At 46.5% G+C, this 17478-nt stretch carries 19 protein-coding genes and 1 pseudogene; 8 read left to right on the forward strand and 12 right to left on the reverse strand.

Features of this window, described 5'->3' with window-relative positions; translation table 11 throughout:
- From tuf to bfr, 3 genes and pseudogenes are all read left to right on the forward strand, one after another.
- Window positions 1-278, forward strand: a pseudogene (gene tuf / locus FC652_RS13065) (elongation factor Tu); the annotation flags it as partial.
- A 206-nt stretch (window positions 279-484) separates the two neighbouring features.
- Window positions 485-673 (forward strand): (2Fe-2S)-binding protein, encoded by a 189-nt coding sequence (locus FC652_RS13070; protein WP_130350762.1) that lies wholly within the window; start codon window positions 485-487, stop codon window positions 671-673.
- A 73-nt stretch (window positions 674-746) separates the two neighbouring features.
- A complete protein-coding gene (gene bfr / locus FC652_RS13075) occupies window positions 747-1223 on the forward strand; it encodes a bacterioferritin (protein WP_176298919.1) in 477 nt (158 codons plus the stop codon).
- 96 nt (window positions 1224-1319) lie between these two features.
- Here bfr and galE read toward each other — a convergent pair whose 3' ends face one another.
- On the reverse strand, window positions 1320-2330 hold the full coding sequence (gene galE, locus FC652_RS13080) for a UDP-glucose 4-epimerase GalE (protein ID WP_176298920.1): 1011 nt from the start codon (window positions 2328-2330) through the stop codon (window positions 1320-1322).
- Window positions 2331-2508: 178 nt separating this feature from the next.
- Window positions 2509-3279 carry a triose-phosphate isomerase gene (gene tpiA, locus FC652_RS13085; protein WP_103277318.1) on the reverse strand — a complete coding sequence of 257 codons (771 nt, stop codon included), beginning with the start codon at window positions 3277-3279 and terminating at the stop codon, window positions 2509-2511.
- 302 nt (window positions 3280-3581) lie between these two features.
- On the opposite strand from tpiA, the gene FC652_RS13090 reads away from it, so the two are divergent.
- On the forward strand, window positions 3582-3929 hold the full coding sequence (locus FC652_RS13090) for a 5-carboxymethyl-2-hydroxymuconate Delta-isomerase (RefSeq protein ID WP_176298921.1): 348 nt from the start codon (window positions 3582-3584) through the stop codon (window positions 3927-3929).
- Window positions 3930-3987: 58 nt separating this feature from the next.
- Window positions 3988-4410, forward strand: coding sequence for a DUF805 domain-containing protein (locus tag FC652_RS13095; protein ID WP_176298922.1), 423 nt, complete (start codon window positions 3988-3990; stop codon window positions 4408-4410).
- A 72-nt stretch (window positions 4411-4482) separates the two neighbouring features.
- Here the strand turns inward: FC652_RS13095 and FC652_RS13100 are convergent, their stop codons facing one another.
- Complete coding sequence (locus tag FC652_RS13100) at window positions 4483-4821, reverse strand: DUF3135 domain-containing protein (protein ID WP_176298923.1); 339 nt, start codon at window positions 4819-4821, stop codon at window positions 4483-4485.
- Between the two features lie 256 nt (window positions 4822-5077).
- On the opposite strand from FC652_RS13100, the gene FC652_RS13105 reads away from it, so the two are divergent.
- On the forward strand, window positions 5078-5695 hold the full coding sequence (locus tag FC652_RS13105; RefSeq protein WP_176298924.1) for a metalloregulator ArsR/SmtB family transcription factor: 618 nt from the start codon (window positions 5078-5080) through the stop codon (window positions 5693-5695).
- A 62-nt stretch (window positions 5696-5757) separates the two neighbouring features.
- Here FC652_RS13105 and glpX read toward each other — a convergent pair whose 3' ends face one another.
- The 9 genes from glpX to priA form a co-directional block, all read right to left on the reverse strand.
- A complete protein-coding gene (gene glpX, locus FC652_RS13110) occupies window positions 5758-6765 on the reverse strand; it encodes a class II fructose-bisphosphatase (protein ID WP_176298925.1) in 1008 nt (335 codons plus the stop codon).
- Window positions 6766-7030: 265 nt separating this feature from the next.
- Entirely contained in the window at window positions 7031-7273 is a 243-nt protein-coding gene (gene zapB, locus FC652_RS13115) for a cell division protein ZapB (RefSeq protein ID WP_176298926.1), read from the reverse strand.
- Window positions 7274-7500: 227 nt separating this feature from the next.
- On the reverse strand, window positions 7501-8010 hold the full coding sequence (gene rraA / locus FC652_RS13120; RefSeq protein WP_176298927.1) for a ribonuclease E activity regulator RraA: 510 nt from the start codon (window positions 8008-8010) through the stop codon (window positions 7501-7503).
- A gap of 75 nt (window positions 8011-8085) precedes the next feature.
- Complete coding sequence (locus FC652_RS13125; RefSeq protein ID WP_176298928.1) at window positions 8086-9003, reverse strand: 1,4-dihydroxy-2-naphthoate polyprenyltransferase; 918 nt, start codon at window positions 9001-9003, stop codon at window positions 8086-8088.
- A 178-nt stretch (window positions 9004-9181) separates the two neighbouring features.
- Window positions 9182-10513, reverse strand: coding sequence for an HslU--HslV peptidase ATPase subunit (gene hslU / locus FC652_RS13130; RefSeq protein WP_176298929.1), 1332 nt, complete (start codon window positions 10511-10513; stop codon window positions 9182-9184).
- Between the two features lie 27 nt (window positions 10514-10540).
- Window positions 10541-11095 carry an ATP-dependent protease subunit HslV gene (gene hslV / locus FC652_RS13135; protein ID WP_176298930.1) on the reverse strand — a complete coding sequence of 185 codons (555 nt, stop codon included), beginning with the start codon at window positions 11093-11095 and terminating at the stop codon, window positions 10541-10543.
- Window positions 11096-11265: 170 nt separating this feature from the next.
- Window positions 11266-11823, reverse strand: a complete 558-nt coding sequence (locus tag FC652_RS13140; protein ID WP_176298931.1) for an SPOR domain-containing protein — start codon at window positions 11821-11823, stop codon at window positions 11266-11268.
- Window positions 11824-11932: 109 nt separating this feature from the next.
- Window positions 11933-12940 carry a DNA-binding transcriptional regulator CytR gene (gene cytR, locus FC652_RS13145; protein ID WP_176298932.1) on the reverse strand — a complete coding sequence of 336 codons (1008 nt, stop codon included), beginning with the start codon at window positions 12938-12940 and terminating at the stop codon, window positions 11933-11935.
- A 228-nt stretch (window positions 12941-13168) separates the two neighbouring features.
- Window positions 13169-15373, reverse strand: coding sequence for a primosomal protein N' (gene priA, locus FC652_RS13150; protein ID WP_176298933.1), 2205 nt, complete (start codon window positions 15371-15373; stop codon window positions 13169-13171).
- Between the two features lie 280 nt (window positions 15374-15653).
- Between priA and rpmE the strand changes: the two genes are divergently transcribed.
- The gene (gene rpmE / locus FC652_RS13155) at window positions 15654-15875 is read left to right on the forward strand and encodes a 50S ribosomal protein L31 (protein WP_176298934.1); all 222 of its coding nucleotides are present in this window, start codon (window positions 15654-15656) and stop codon (window positions 15873-15875) included.
- Window positions 15876-16153: 278 nt separating this feature from the next.
- A complete protein-coding gene (locus FC652_RS13160; protein ID WP_176298935.1) occupies window positions 16154-17431 on the forward strand; it encodes a malic enzyme-like NAD(P)-binding protein in 1278 nt (425 codons plus the stop codon).
- Window positions 17432-17478: the final 47 nt, after the last annotated feature.

The following is a 17478-nucleotide window of genomic DNA, read 5'->3' on the forward strand; positions in this document are numbered from 1 at the left end:
CTAAGTTCGAGTCAGAAGTATACGTACTTTCTAAAGACGAAGGCGGCCGTCATACTCCGTTCTTCAAAGGCTACCGTCCACAGTTCTACTTCCGTACAACTGACGTAACTGGTGATATCTCTCTACCAGAAGGCGTAGAAATGGTAATGCCTGGTGACAACATCCAAATGGTTGTTGAGCTAATCTCTCCAATCGCGATGGACGAAGGTCTACGTTTCGCGATCCGTGAAGGTGGCCGTACTGTTGGTGCTGGTGTTGTTGCTAAGATCATCGCTTAATTCTTTGAATTAAACGAAATCTTGCACTCTTCTTCAATTTGAAGAACAGCGCACAAGAAAAGAGGAAGCTTTGGCTTCCTCTTTTCGTTTATATAAAATACCAAAAGCTAATAACAAATTGGTCTAAATGAAGAGCAAATAAACATAGCAATGATAATGATTATCCATTATATTTGCTGTTGTGATTTCAATTGCTAGGTTCTTTTATGTACGTTTGTTTATGCCACGGTGTCTCTGATAAAAAGATTCGCAAGCTTGTTATTGAGCAAGGTGTTGCGGATGTTCGCGGAATCAAAAAGTGCACTGCATTGGGAAGTCAATGTGGCAAATGCATACGTATGGCGAAAGAGATTATCAACGAGACTGCTCCGGCACTATTCAAGCAAGCCAGTTAACCTAATCGGCTTTCTTTTTGACACTTGCCCAATTGGTTCTACAGTTATAGAAGCCAAAGAGGAGGGCTATGTCATGAAAGGCGATCCAATAATTATTCAACATCTCAACAAAGTATTAGGCAATGAACTGATTGCCATTAACCAATACTTTCTCCATGCTCGCATGTACAAAGATTGGGGGCTTAAGCACCTCGCGGACAAGGAATATCACGAATCGATCGATGAGATGAAGCATGCAGATCATCTTGTTGAGCGCATTTTGTTTCTTGAAGGTATTCCAAACCTGCAAGACCTTGGTAAGTTGATGATCGGTGAAGATACTAAAGAGATGCTGGAATGCGACTTAAAACTTGAAATGTCCGCGATTCCCGATCTAAAGGCAGCAATTGCTTACGCAGAAGATGTGCACGACTATGTATCACGTGATCTTTTTCAAGATATCTTAGAAGATGAAGAAGAGCATGTGGATTGGCTCGAGACGCAACTAGGCCTTATTCAATTGACGGGTATTGAAAACTACTTACAGGCCCAGTTTGTTGATGAGGATTAATCTGACCTCTATTTCTATCGTACCCACAAGCAAAAGGCGAGTTCTCACTCGCCCTTATTGTGTTGCCAACACAATCAAACGTGTCAGTGATGGCGATTACTCATAGCCATTTGGGTTATTGGACTGCCAACGCCAAGTATCTACCACCATGGTCTCTAGCGAGCGTGTCGCTTTCCACCCCAATACTTGTTCCGCATAGGTAGGATCGGCCCAGCATTCAGCAATATCACCTGCACGGCGAGGTTTGATTTCGTAAGGAATAGGACGCTGAGCCGCTTTTTCAAAAGCAGCGACCATTTCAAGCACGCTATTCCCTTGGCCAGTGCCAAGGTTAAAGATATGCAATCCTGCTTGCTGCCCCACTTTATTCAAAGCCGCCAAATGACCGTCTGCAAGATCAACAACGTGAATGTAATCACGAACCCCAGTGCCATCTGGTGTTGGATAGTCGTTACCAAATACGCCCAGTTTTTCGCGTCGACCAACCGCAACTTGAGCCACAAAGGGCAATAAGTTATTTGGAATGCCTTGAGGATCTTCACCGAGCAAACCCGACTCGTGAGCGCCAACGGGATTAAAATAACGCAGCAGGGTGATGCTCCAATCAGGATTGGCTTTGTGGAAGTCAGTCAGACACTCTTCCACCATCAATTTGCTGCGGCCATAAGGGTTGGTAGCTGAGGTTGGGAAATCTTCACGGATTGGTACGGAGGCGGGATCACCATAGACGGTGGCGGATGAACTGAAAATAAGGCTCTTAATACCAGCTTTATCCATTTCACGTACGAGATTTAGGGTTCCTGACACATTGTTATCATAATACATCAGAGGTTTTTCAACCGATTCTCCTACTGCCTTTAGGCCTGCAAAGTGGATGACGCCCTGGATATCATGCTGAGCAAAGACGTGTTGCAGAATCTCGCTGTCACGAATGTCACCTTGATAGAAAGCGGGGCGCACGCCAGTGACCTGTTCAATGCGATCAAGCACCAGCAACTTGCTGTTATAAAGATTGTCCAAAATGATGGGCGTCATTCCTGCTTCGATCATCTGAATACAGGTGTGGCTGCCAATATAACCGCTGCCACCAGTGACCAGTATGTTCATAGTTGTCCTCTGAAATTATATTTCCAATTATCTAGCCAAACTAACTTTGTGAGTTTATTAGAAAAGATTCTCGATGAACAGAATAGGGCAAAATCAAATTCGAGAAATGTTGAGGCTAAAATAAAGGGCGTATTCCCGAAGAAATACGCCCTAAATACAAAGATAGGATGGCGTTGAATTACGCTTTCATTTTCGCTGCTGCTTTCGCGATCGCTGCGAAGCTCTTAGCGTCTAGAGATGCGCCACCAACAAGAGCACCATCGATGTCTGGTTGTGCGAAGTAAGCTTCCGCGTTTTCTGGCTTAACAGAACCACCGTATTGGATGATCACTTGCTCTGCTACTGCAGCATCTTTTACTGCGATCATCGCACGGATAGAGGCGTGGATACGCTGTGCATCTTCTGCTGTTGCAGCTTTGCCTGTACCGATTGCCCAGATTGGTTCGTAAGCGATGATGGCACCGTTTAGCGCTTCAACACCGTATGCGTCGATCACTGCGTTGATTTGACGTGCACAAACAGCTTCAGTTTCGCCTGCTTCGTTTTGCGCTTCAGTTTCACCGATACAGAAAACAGGTTTTAGGCCGTTCTCTTTTAGGAATGCAAACTTCTTCGCTACGAACTCATCTGATTCATTGTGGTATTCACGACGCTCAGAGTGACCAATAATGATGTGAGTAGCACCAAAGTCTTTTAGCATTGCAGGAGACATGTCGCCAGTGAATGCACCGCTGTTGTTGATGTCAGTGTTTTGTGCACCAAGAATGATCTTGTTGCCACCTTCAGCGATTAGGCGCTCTGCAAGGTCGATGTAAAGTGCTGGCGGCGCTACCGCTACATCTACACCTTCAACGCCTTCTAGTTCAGCGTTTAGACCAGTTAGCAGTTCAGCAACCATCGTTTTGCTGCCGTTAAGTTTCCAGTTACCCATCACTACAGGACGACGCATAGGAATATCTCCATATCTTTATTGAATCGAAGTCTTCACAGGCGAACCAATGAAGCCAATTTATGTAAAAAATCTACGTAGGAATATAACAGAAATATGTGGATAGATCATGACTCGTGTCATTTCTTGTCGCTTTCTTTGGCTGGTCAGAGCGCGTCAAATTCACTGATATTTCGCTCAGACGAAAACGATTGGTGATCTATCCTGCATAACCATAGCCAATTACTCGGAATTTGTCGGTGAGCTTGGTATTACTCTATGTCAGCGTTACCAATCAAAAATCGGCAACAAAAGGAAGTATCATGCCAAATCTAGTCTTAGAGTATTCAAATTCCGTTGAAGAGCGCGTTAATATTCCTGGTTTACTGGAGGATCTTCACCACATAGCCATCAAAAGTGGTTTGTTCGATGCGCCATCGGTTAAGTCGCGCACGCTGCGCTGCCACCATTGGTTGATCGGAGAAGAAGGGGACAGTGTCGACTTTATTCATGTAAGCTTTGATTTATTATCAGGACGAACCGAAGAACAAAAACGAGAGCTCTCACGTCAATTGATGTCGGCCCTTCAGGAAACCGCTAGCCATGTGCGCAGTTTGACGGTGAATATTCGAGATATGGATAAGGATAGTTTTCAGAAGGTGGTAAACTGATCCCCATTACGTTACTTTTTTCGGTAACGGTGGTGTATTTTGTTTGGGATTTAATTTGATGTCGTTAAAAGAACTGCTTTTTTCTTTCCAAGGTCGTATCGGTCGTAAAACATATTGGCTTTGGAATTTGTGTTATTACTTGGGTATTTTGGGTTTTGTAAGTGGAGTTTCTAAGCTGTTCCCATCTTACAGCCACATCTTACTGCCGATATTTTTGTTGGTAATTTTAATCCCCGATTTGGCAGTGACCACCAAGCGTTGGCACGACAGGAACAAATCTGTTTATTGGCTGTTCCTTAATATCCCATTAGTTTTTGGCCGTTTAGCAACGCCAATGTCTGGTACGTTGACTCAGCAGCCAACAGGCATGGAAACCATCGTAGGTTCAATCGCGTTACTGTGTGGAGCATGGATTTTACTTGAGTGTGGCTTTTTGAAAGGCACGGAAGGACCAAACCGTTATGGGGAACCAGAAAAGTAAATGTTCCATCCTCCGAGCAACAAAAGAATTAAGGCCCGTTTTGGGCCTTAATTCTTTTGTTGGTGTGAATCATTAGTAGAAAGTCTTTGGGGTAAAAGGAATGATTTGTGCGTCTTGATTCAATGTGTCTGAGCCATCACTATCAAGGGCTTCGCGAAATTTTACCATCTGTTTGGTTAACTCATTCATCAACACCACGTTAGTGTGAACAGGGTTCTTACAACGGCTAATGACCAAATCAATGTGGCTTTGCTGTGCGACTAACCTCTCTCTCATGGCTTCCGAAGCAGATTGAATCATCTCGTGACACATCTCTTGTTTAAATTGATTAAAAGCATTTGGGTTTTCTGCGGCGAGCGCCATCATTTCATCAAACGATGGTAATTGTTGCTCCGTTTGAAGACTGCCCATAGCGCCTCTCCCTATCTGGTGCTGTTGATAAAATAAACAGTAGCTATAAACAAAGCATATGTCAGATTTTGAAAATGGAAAGGTTGCAATTAATTTGTCTTAAAAATAAGACGCTCATTCTCTGTATTTAGAGGTCTAGCATAGTGTGGTGGTGAAGAGGCACCCTTGTTATTTCACTAAGTATGGTAATAGATTATCAAGACTTTTCTTTACTAACCCTATGGCGCATAATATCTCTATCGGGTGAGAGGGATGTATGAAGACCATAGATAGGATTATTCAATCTATTAAACGTGATGGCGAGGTAACGGCAAAGCAGATTGCAACGGAGCTTGGTATGACAACCATGGGAGCCCGACAACATTTGCAAAGCCTTGAAGAGGATGGAATGGTGAGCTTTCACGATGTGAAAGTGAAAATCGGACGCCCTACTCGTCACTGGTCTTTGACACAAAGAGGGCATGATCAGTTTGCCGATCGCCACGGGGAACTCACCATCCAAGTGATTGATGCGGTAGAGGCGCTGTTTGGTGTTGAAGGTTTGGCGAAAGTGGCCGCTGAGCGAGAGCAGAAAACATTTCTCCACTATGAAAGAGCATTGGCGGCATGCTTAGACCTAACCAGTCGCTTGGAAAAGCTAACGGCGATGCGTGAAGAAGAAGGGTATATGGCGGAGCTGGAGAAAACGGATGAAGGTTTTCTCTTAACTGAAAATCATTGTCCAATTTGCAAAGCGGCAATTCGTTGTCCGAGTTTGTGCCAATCCGAATTGAGTATATTTCAGAAACTGCTTGGCGAGCAGTGTCATGTTGAACGCAGTGAACATATTATCCAAGGGGAACGTCGCTGTGCTTATCGGATCCGTCGACGTTAGACTGATGATCAGTAATAAGGCCGCTTGAAGCGGCCTTATTCGTATCTTGGTGCGAAAGTGGATTAAAGAATGATCGCTTTCACTTCGTCGTCTTTACGCTCAAGATAATGAATCGACTTGATACGACGAATGGTGCGACAGCGGCCACGAATCAGCAGTGTTTCAGTGGTCGCAATGTTACCAGTACGGGTGATCCCTTCTAGCAAATCGCCTTTGGTAATGCCCGTGGCCGAGAAAATAACGTTGTCGCTACGAGCCATATCTTCCAGCTTCAACACTTTGTTTGCTTCAACACCCATTTCAGCACATCGCTCAAGCTCAAACGCCGCGAACTTACGATTCTCTTCTGTATCCCCTTTCACTTCATTGCGGGGCAGCAAGCGACCGTGCATGTCACCATCTAATGCACGAATAACTGCAGCAGAAACGACCCCTTCCGGGGCTCCACCAATGCAGTACATCACATCCACTTCGCTATCCGGCATGCAGGTGAGAATCGAAGCGGCAACATCCCCATCAGGCACTGCGAAGACGCGTACGCCCATGCGTTGCATCTCGGCGATCACCTCATCATGACGAGGCTTAGCAAGGGTAATCACCACCAAGGTATCAAGCGTTTTTCCAAGCGCTTGTGCGATGTTCTCGAGGTTTTCTTTAAGTGGCTGGTTGAGATCGATCACGCCTTTTGCACCAGGGCCAACTACCAGTTTTTCCATGTACATATCCGGCGCTTTCAAAAAGCTGCCCTTTTCGCCAGCCGCTAAGACCGCAAGGGCGTTGGATTGGCCCATAGCGGTCATGCGAGTCCCTTCGATAGGATCGACTGCGATGTCGACTTCGTCACCACCTAGACCAACGTTTTCGCCGATGTAGAGCATAGGTGCATCATCAATTTCACCTTCACCAATGACGATTTCACCACAGATGTCGGTTTTGTTCAGCAAGGTACGCATCACTTCAACGGCTGCGCCATCTGCCGCGTTTTTATCACCACGGCCAAGCCATTTGTAGCCAGCGAGCGCTGCGCCTTCAGTTACGCGGGAAAAGGCCATTGCTAAATCGCGTTTCATGTTGTCTCCAAAAAGTGTCAAATCGAAGGAAGAGAAAAATTGCGGCGATTCTAGCATAAAAAGTAGGGGAAACGTTTGCTAAATTGAGTTTTGAGCTGAAAATCGAGGTGCGAGGTGCGAGGTGCGAGGTGCGAGGTGCGAGGTGCGAGGTGCGAGGTGCGAGGTGCGAGGTGCGAGGTGCGAGGTGCGAGGTGCAGATCAAAGGAAGAGCAAATGCGTCTTTGTGACTTTCGTTCTGACTTTTGCTCTTCCTAGTAGAGAATGGTTATTCTACGTCTTCCATCTTGCCAAGCAGGGCACGAATACGTTCTTGCCATTGAGCATGCTCTTGCTGAGTTTGCTGTGCTTTCTGCTCTAGTTCTTCGCGTTGTACACGTAAGTCATTGGCTTGTGCTTCCAGTTTTACTTTTTCTTCTTTCAGCTCGTCTACTTCCATTTGTAGCAAAGCGATAGTATCGACAGCGGTCTGAATTTTAGCTTCTAGTTTTTCTAATACTTCAAAAGACATCTTGGCCTACCTATTTATATTCGGTTAAGAGTGCAGCCCTTGCTACTACTCAAGTCTGTTAGCCTCATTCTACTCAGCACGCCGCAGAGAAACACGCCCTATATTGCATATTTTGCATCATTCGGTCAAAAAAACAGCGCATCTTTACTTGTTGCTGACTTTTCTCCAGAAATCGTGAGCGCTAATCAGCAAAAAAGCGTCAATATGACGCTTTTTACCGAGTTAGCTTAGAGCACGGGCTCTTCATCTGATAAATCGGCACTGAGTGGCTCTTGAGATAGAAGGATGCCAGTCGTGTCTGCGTAAAGGTAATCTTCAGGCAAAAAAGTGACGCCACCGAAGTTGACTGGCACATCGACTTCACCCACTCCTTGTGAAGACGCACCAACAGGAATGGATGCAAGTGCTTGAATGCCAATGTTCATCTCTTCAAGCTCATCGACCTCACGCACGCAACCGTAAATAACAATGCCTTCCCATTCGTTTTCTTCGGCAATCGCAGCCAACTCTCCATCCACCAGAGCCCGACGGAGAGAACCTCCACCATCCACCAAGAGAACACGTCCCACGCCGTCTTGTTCCAAGGTTTCTCGAATCAGTGTATTATCTTCAAAGCACTTAACGGTGGTGATTTGCCCAGCAAACGAGGCACGGCCACCAAAGTTGCTGAACATAGGCTCGACTACATCCACTTGGTCCAGATAGATATCACAAAGGGCAGAAGTGTTGTATTCCATGGCATACCTTCTTTGGTCAACGAGATTTCTCTTGAGTATATCTGCCCATTAAGTCATTGCAATGACAATTAATGATTAACTAACAAGAGTTTGAGCTATCACAACAGTTGCAAACAAAATATTGGTGACCAAGGAGCATTTGACTACCACGGGCATCATTGGGGCGATTTGCGCGGGTTGTTTGGTCAGCCAAACGGCTTTACCATGCCTGAAGAGCGCGATAAGGCTGAGCAAAAATGGCAAACAGAGCCAAGCGGAGCTGGGTTGTAGTAGTAAATAACTGGCAAAAGCGAGCAGCGCTCCCGCTAATAAAACAAAGTGATATTGTTTGGCTTTTTTCTGGCCCAATCTGACCGCAACGGTACGCTTACCGCAAGCCGCATCATTTTCAATATCGCGCATATTGTTGATATTGAGAACGGCTACAGCAAGCATTCCGCAACCGAGTGAAGGCAGAAATAATGCGCTGTCGAGCTGTCCAGTATGTAAGAAGTAAGTGCCAGAAACACCGAGCAAGCCAAAAAAAATGAAGACGGATAAATCCCCAAGACCAACATAGCCATAAGGTTTGCTGCCCATGGTATAGGCAATGGCGGCAAAGATGGCCAATACACCCAGGCCAATAAAGGCAAGAATGCTCTGAGGACTGTTCAGTGCGTATAAGACCAAACTTAACCCTGCGATCATGGTCAGCGCTATGTTGAAGATGATGGCACGTTTCATCTCTTTTGCACTGACCGCGCCGGATTGCATTGCGCGCGTTGGCCCTAAACGCTGTTCATTGTCCGTGCCTTTGATGGCATCTCCATAATCATTGGCTAAGTTGGACAGTATTTGTAGTAGGGTTGCGGTCACAAAGGAAAGCAGTGCAACCATAGGTGAAAACTGGCCGAATGAATAGGCGAGTACACTCCCCGTTAAAATAGAAACAAGGGCTAGAGGAAGCGTTTTGGGACGAGCGGCATCCAGCCAGATACGCAGTGACTGATTCATGAAAATTTCGTGCTAGTAAACAGAGTTGTCAGTATACGAATAAAACGTGGGTGAAGGAAGGTTGGGTTGATTGGAGCGAAATACGGAAAATTAAGCGCAGCGCTGCATAATGCAAGAAGGTCGGCACAAAAGAACAGACAGGAAGGGAGCTGATGCTCCCTTCTCGCGTGCCGATGGATTAAAGAATGAAGCGACTCAAATCTTCATCTTCAATAAACTCACCAAGTCGTTTCTGAACATACGCAGCGTCAATCACAAACTTGCTGCCTGACTGCTCTGTTGCATCAAATGAAATTTCATCCATCAGGCGCTCCATCACGGTATGTAGACGGCGTGCGCCGATGTTTTCGGTGGTTTCGTTAACCGTCCACGCCGCTTCAGCAATTTGTGTAATGCCATCTTCTGTGAACTCAATGTCGACTTCTTCTGTCTTCATCAATGCCACGTATTGTTCTGTCAAGGACGCTCTTGGCTCGGTCAGAATGCGTTTGAAGTCGTGGCTTGAAAGTGCTTCAAGCTCTACACGGATCGGAAGTCGACCTTGTAACTCAGGAATTAAATCAGATGGCTTCGCGACTTGGAAAGCACCAGAAGCAATAAACAGAATATGGTCAGTTTTCACCATGCCATGTTTGGTTGATACGGTACTGCCTTCGATCAAAGGTAGCAGATCTCGTTGTACTCCTTCGCGAGACACGTCGGGACCAGAGCTTTCTCCACGCTTACAAATTTTATCTATTTCATCGATAAACACGATGCCGTTGTTTTCAACACTGTAGATCGCTTGCTCTTTAAGTTCATCCTGATTGACCAGTTTCGCAGCTTCTTCTTCAATCAGCGATTTGAACGCATCCTTGATTTTCAGTTTGCGTTTCTTACTGGTGTTGCCGGCAAGGCTTTGGAACATGCCTTGTAGCTGATTGGTCATCTCTTCCATGCCAGGAGGTGCCATGATTTCAACGCCCATCTGCGGCGCAGCGACGTTAATTTCGATTTCTTTGTCGTCGAGCTTTCCTTCACGCAGTTTCTTACGGAAAATCTGGCGTGTGTTGGAACTGTCTTCTGTTTGCTCGTTTTGACCCCATGCGTCACGAGGTGGTGGCAGCAGTGCGTCCAGAATGCGCTCTTCGGCTAACTCTTCTGCGCGAAATTTTACTTTTTCCATCGCTTGCTGATGTGTCAGTTTCACCGCAACATCAGTGAGATCGCGAATAATGCTTTCTACTTCTTTGCCAACATAGCCCACTTCGGTGAACTTAGTCGCTTCCACTTTGATGAATGGCGCATTTGCCAGTTTTGCCAAGCGACGAGCGATTTCTGTCTTACCCACGCCCGTAGGACCAATCATCAGAATATTTTTTGGAGTGACCTCAGCACGCAAACTTTCTTCAAGCTGCATGCGGCGCCAACGGTTACGCAATGCGATCGCCACAGAGCGCTTAGCGTTGTCTTGACCGATAATGTGTCGATTCAGTTCATGGACAATTTCGCGAGGAGTCATTTCAGACATAGTTATTCCTTACAATCTGTGGACGAGTTAGGCTTTGTTGAGATTAGGTAATTCTACCGTCGTCTCAAGTTCTTCGATGGTGTGGTTGTGGTTGGTAAATACACAGATATCGCCTGCTATGTTGAGGGCCTTGACTGCAATGTCACGCGCGTCCAGCTCCGTGTTTTCAAGCAGCGCTGTTGCGGCGGCTTGAGCGTAAGCACCGCCAGAGCCGATGGCAATTAAGTCATTTTCTGGCTGAACCACATCGCCATTACCAGTGATGATCAGTGAAGCGGTTTCATCGGCGACAGCCAGTAAGGCTTCGAGTTTACGTAACGCACGATCGCTGCGCCAATCTTTGGCCAACTCAACGGCTGCTTTGGTGAGGTGGCCTTGATGCATTTGCAACTTGCTCTCAAAGCGCTCAAATAAGGTGAAGGCGTCGGCCGTACCGCCTGCAAAACCCGCGAGTACTTTGTTGTTGTACAAACGGCGAACTTTACGCGCATTGCCTTTCATTACCGTGTTGCCCAGAGACACTTGTCCGTCTCCGGCGATGACGACTTTGTTGTTACGACGTACAGAAACGATGGTAGTCACGAGTAGGCCTCTTGATTCTTTTCTTTATGGAGTTGATCCCTATATGGGGGAGGGTAAAAAAGAAATCAAGGCGGATGATGGCGTGATTAGCGTGGGCCTCGGAATTTTTAGTGGCGCAAGCAAAAGGGGCAATACGATGATGCCCCTTTTTTTGTTCACGGATGAGAGTGCTATGGTGATTCTTGCCAAATAGCACAGGGCTCAATTTTGGCGCGTTGCAGTTTGTGGCGATCACGTTCAGCATCGCGCTTCAGTTTGTAAGGCCCAAGTACCACGCGATACCAATCACTGCCTTCTTTTTTCTTTACGGTACTGGTGATGCCTTGAAAAGCAATATCGAGTTTGCGACTGTCTGCTTGTTCGCGACTCTTATAAGCGCCACATTGCATAATGTAAGGAATCTTAGGCACTTCCTGCTCTTTGGCCACCACTTCGATTTCACGGTTTGGCAATGTTTCAACGTATTGCCATTTTTCTTCTGGTGGAGGAGGCAGTTCTTTTTTAGGTTGTGGCTTTGGTTTGCTCGCGGGCTTACTTTCTACCGCTGGTGGAGGGGGCTCAGGATCGTTGCTGAGCGTATACAAGCCAAAACCAAAGCCACCTAGTAGCACGATGGCGAAAAAGCCAGCTAGCCAAGGTTTGTTTTTACGAGGAGCGTTTTTTTGGGTCGGCTTTTTAGGACTACGACCACGTCTTACATAATCTTTAGCCACGGAAAATATAAACAATTGTTACGTCAGTCCGCTATGGTAATGCAGATTGAGCAGCGTTAACAGGGAAACGTCCTAGAAAAGGAAGCGAGGCGACAAATCACCTCGCTTTGTTGTTTTGGTGTCTCTAGCGTAATCCAGGAGGAGCAGCACTACCGCGGACAACCAACTTTGTTTCGAGTAGACGAGAGCCACTATGGATGTCATGCCCTTTAAGTAGTTCGAGCATCATCAGCATCGCTTGGCGTCCAATTTCATAGCGTGGCTGTGAAATGGTCGTCAGTGGAGGATCGCAATACTGGGCAAACTGGATGTCATCAAAGCCGACAATGGACAGATCTTGTGGCACTCTAAAACCCAATTTTTTCGCTTCTTGAATTGCACCAATTGCCATGGTGTCACAATGACAAAAAACCGCAGTGGGAGCATCGTTCATTTCTAACAGATAGCGGATGGCTTTCGCTCCACCTTCGAAAGAAAACTCTGACTCTACACAATACTGTGGATTCATAGTAATGCCAGCGCGACGTAAAGCCTGTTGGTACCCCTGCTGTCTAAATTGACAAAGAGCAGCGGAGCTAGGACCGGATATTTGGGCTATGCGTTTGTGACCAAGCTGAGTTAGATAGTTAACCGCTTCAAAGGCGGAGGTAAGATTGTCGATATGCACGGTTGGGAGTTCGAGATCGGGTGCAAATTCACAGGCCATTACCATCGGCGGTAGATTTTTCTGTTCGGGTTTGCTGACATCGAAAGGTAAATCGGTACCGAGTAGCAGCATTCCATCGGCTTGCTTGGTAAACACAAGGTTGACCAATGAATTTTCGCGACGTTTCTTGTGGCTACTGTCTCCTAATAGGACTAAGTAACCTTGTTCGAGAGCCGCATCTTCAATGCCACGAATGATTTCTGTGAAATAAGGATCACAGATATCAGGCACAATGGCCACGATGGTACGCGATTCGTTTCGGCGTAAATTGCGTGCGAGCGAATTGGGGGAATAACCAGCTTCCAATACGGCCTCTTCCACACGTTTTCTTGTCGTGGCAGACACCTTATCTGGGTTCATCAGCGCTCTTGAAACTGTTGCTGTTGATACCCCTGCAAGCTGGGCAACATCCTTCATTGTCGCCATATACTAACCCTCTCAAAAATTGCGCCAATTATGACGTATAGTTATTGTATTGTTTTATAAAATAAAGCTGAGTTATCGATAACCTAAAGCTGATTTGGATAGTCTATTCAATTCTTTGTTTAAAGTTACGGCTGAATTAACAAAATCCGCATTTTACTTGTGATTCTCATCACGGAAGTAAGCAAAGTCTTGCAATTTAAACCTAAACTTTCCTTTAGTAAACGTTTGCTAGCTCAAATCTTGCGGTTCGATGTCTAAGTTCCAGCGAACTTTTTTAGCATTTGGTAACAGGTCTATCGCTGGTTTGGTGCTCGAGAGTATTTTTTGCATCAGTGAACGCTGTTGGGTTTGTAGCAACAGTTGCCAGCGATATTTTCCTGCTCGCTTGGCCAAAGGGGCAGGGGTGGGTCCCAGCACTAAGCAGCTGTTATCGAATAGAGGATGAGACTCGAGTGTTAGGCGAACTTGTCGTAAGAAGGTTTCGACGACCTCACTTTGGTTTGCTTCAGCACGAAATAGGGTCAAGAAGCTAAAAGGAGGAAGTTGGGCGATTCTGCGTTCGGTAAGTGCCGAGTCTGCAAAATGACGGTAATCTTTCGTCAAGAGTGCTTTTAGAAGAGTGTGCTCTGGATGGTGGGTCTGAAGGATCACCTCACCTGGTTTGCTGGCGCGTCCGGCCCGTCCTGCCACTTGAATAAACAGCTGGGCTAATCGTTCAGAGGCGCGAAAATCGCTGCTGTAAAGAGAACCATCGACATCTAATAGTGCCACTAATGTCACGTCTGGGAAGTGATGGCCTTTAGCCAGCATTTGCGTGCCAATTAAAATTTGGTATTCCCCTTTGCGAATGGCTTCTAAAGCGCTTTCGAGACTGCCTTTGCGTCGTGTACTATCGCGGTCGATGCGAATCGCTTTGTAGTCGGGAAACAGAGTTGTTAACTGGTTTTCCAGTTGCTCAGTGCCGACTCCAACCGTTACCAGTTGGGTTGAACCGCAGCCTTGGCACTGGTGGATAATTGGTTGTTGAGAACCGCAGTGGTGACAGCGTATTTCATTGCTGTACTGGTGATAGGTGTAATAGGCATCGCAGCGTTTGCATTCGGCAATCCAACCACATTCATGACACATCAACGCAGGGGAGAAGCCTCGACGGTTGAGAAACAGCATCACCTGATTGCCCGCTTTTAAATGACGACGCATTTCAGCAATGAGTGGCGCTGAGAGGCCGCTTTCCAGATAGAGCCCTTTGACATCGAGTACTTTGTTGGTGGTTGGTACGGCCACTCCAGCTCGTTGAGTCAGCGAGAGATGATGATATTTGCCCGTAAGTGCGTTGTGTAAGGTTTCTAACGCGGGCGTGGCTGATCCGAGCACAATTGGAATGCCTTCTTTTGCCGCTCGCATCACCGCCACATCGCGAGCATGGTAACGCAAGCTATCTTGCTGCTTATACGAGGCATCATGTTCTTCATCGACAATGATGATCCCTAGCTGGGCAAATGGGATCAGTAGTGCAGAGCGAGTTCCTATCACAATACCTGCTGCCTTATCTCGAGCAGAAAGCCATGCGTTGAGGCGCTCAGTATCGTTGAGTCCGGAATGTATCACCGACACGGGCACATCAAAGCGCTGGCGAAAACGATTAATGGTTTGAGGTGTTAGGCCTATTTCTGGTACCAGCACCAGTGCTTGTTTCCCTTGTTCCAAGACTGGTTTGATGAGGTTGAGGTAAACCTCGGTTTTCCCAGATCCCGTTACCCCTTCAAGTAAGTAGCAAGCAAAGCCAGTTTGGCTATTCACAGTTGCAATGGCAATGGCTTGCTCTTGGTTGAGTTTCGGCTTATCGACGGGATGTTCAATCGGGTTACCCCAGCTAGCCAACTGTGGTGTTTTTTCTTCACAGCTGATCCAGCCTTTTTCTTCCAAGGTGCGTAAGGTTGTGGATGCCACTTCCTCATCCAAAAAGGCTTGGTGAGGCAGAGGACTATTAGCAAGCATATTCAATACTTTAGCCTGCTTTATCGCACGGCTGTTTAACCCTTGCATCAATTGGTTTTTGCCTAACTCGGTCAGTTGCCATTCTTGTAGAGTAGCAAAGTCCGCCGCTTTGCCTTTTCTTAGTGCTGCGGGGAGGGCGTTATGCAGTGTTTCACCTAGGGGATATTGGTAAAAGTGGCTACACCAAAGTAATAAACTGTAGACGGAATCGGGCCAAATAGGACGATGATCCAACACCGCTTTGATTGGTTTCAGTTGTTCTCGAGGAAAATCAGACTCCTGCACCAATGCGGTGACAATGCCAATCAGTGTTTGTCGTCCAAAAGGTACGCTGACTCGGCCACCAATAATAGGGAACAGATGGTTAGGAACGAGGTAATCAAACTGTTTGTCCAGTGGTACGGGCAAAGCAACTCGAGCAATGGATGGACGCATAACGTGGTGATTCTTGGCAAAAATAATGGTTTACAGTCTAATGGAAGCGAACTAGAAATACGAGAAAACGGCTGCGCTTGGCGAGCGAACAAAAGTTGTATAAAAAACTAGCGGGAAAATGAGGAAATAAGTTGATCCTAAAGGGACGATTCATTACTATATCGCGCCTTAAGATATGGCTTTAACGCGAGTAAAAGCGGTATCTGAGTTTATTTTTAACTACGTGTGGTGTGCGGCAAAGACTCGTATAGCGACACGGCCTACTATTTGAGGTTATCCCATGAAAGCTGGTATCCACCCAGAATACAAAGCAGTAAACGCAACTTGTTCTTGCGGCAACTCTTTCGTTTTTAGCTCTACTCTAGGTAAAGAGTCTATCCACCTAGACGTATGTGACAAGTGTCACCCATTCTACACTGGTAAGCAACGTATCGTTGATACAGGCGGCCGTGTTGATCGCTTCAACAAGCGTTTCGGTGCTCTATCAAGCGGTAAAAAATAATAGCGTTTGCTATTGTTGCTTGAGAAAAAGGTCGCATTTGCGGCCTTTTTTGTTTTTGTTTGGCACCGATCTCAGCTTGCCCCGCAATCGCGCCTTTGGTTATCTGGTCTTACTTCTATCTTATTCACTATTTATATAGATTTGCCTCGCATTCTTGGCTAGGAAGATTGACTTATATCAATTAGAATTTCTCTCTAAATTGAACAAAAAAGCAGAGTTTTTGTTCAACCTAAAGTGTTCCCCCCTTTACCGTACACGCAAAAAGAGAATAACCATTTATGTCCGATGACAATAGCCAGCAAATGACCCCTGAAGAAGTACTTCGCCAACAAGCTCTTGATTATCATGCTTTGCCAACGGCGGGTAAAATTGCCGTCGCTCTAACTAAACCTGCGGAAACCGCTAAAGATCTTGCTTTAGCTTACAGCCCAGGTGTCGCAGAGCCGGTGCGCGAAATCGCACAGAACCCAGACAACGTTTACAAGTACACCTCAAAGGGAAATATGGTGGCCGTTATCTCTAACGGTACGGCAATTTTGGGCCTAGGTAACTTAGGTCCTTTGGCATCAAAGCCAGTAATGGAAGGTAAGGCGCTGCTGTTTAAGCGTTTTGCTGGTCTTGATTCTATCGATATTGAAGTGAAGCATCGTACCATTGACGAATTCGTGGATACGGTCGCGAACATTGCAGATACCTTTGGCGGCATCAATCTAGAAGACATCAAAGCTCCAGATTGTTTTGAAATTGAAAAACGTCTGATTGAACGCTGTGATGTGCCGGTGTTCCATGATGACCAACACGGTACGGCCATTGTCACCGCTGCTGGCATGCTGAATGCGATCGAACTGCAGGGTAAGAAGCTAAACGAATGTATTATCGTTTGTCTTGGTGCGGGTGCGGCTGCTGTGGCGTGTATGGAGCTGTTGATCAAATGTGGCGCGATGCGCGAAAAGATCTACATGCTGGATCGTAAAGGTGTGATTCACACTCGTCGTGATGACCTCAACGAGTACAAGCAACTGTTCGCCAACAATACAGACAAGCGCACACTAGAAGATGTGATCAGCGGTGCGGATCTCTTCCTTGGCGTCTCTGGTCCAAACCTAATGCCTGCAGAAGCGCTGAAGCTGATGGCGGACAAACCAGTTGTGTTTGCGTGTTCAAACCCTGATCCAGAGATCAAGCCGGAATTGGCGCATGAAGTGCGCAGCGATCTTATCATGGGCACTGGCCGCAGTGACTATCCAAACCAAGTCAACAACGTGCTTTGTTTCCCATTCATTTTCCGTGGTGCGCTGGATGTGCGCGCGAGTGTGATTAACGATGAAATGAAGCTGGCTGCGGTTGACGCGATTCGTCAATTGGCGAAAGAACCAGTTCCAGAGGCCGTGCTTAAAGCGGCGGGTGTGGAATCGCTGAGCTTTGGCCCACAATACATTATTCCAAAACCAATGGACTCGCGTTTGTTGCCTCGCGTAGCGAAAGCGGTGGCCCAAGCGGCCGTTGATACCGGCGTTGCTCGTATTCCAATGCCTGAAAACTACATGGCCGAGTAAATCACAGCCTAAACAAACGGGACGCTTTAAGCGTCCCGTTTTGATCG

This window comes from Vibrio sp. 05-20-BW147 (genome assembly GCF_013369385.1).
Lineage (GTDB): Bacteria > Pseudomonadota > Gammaproteobacteria > Enterobacterales > Vibrionaceae > Vibrio > Vibrio floridensis.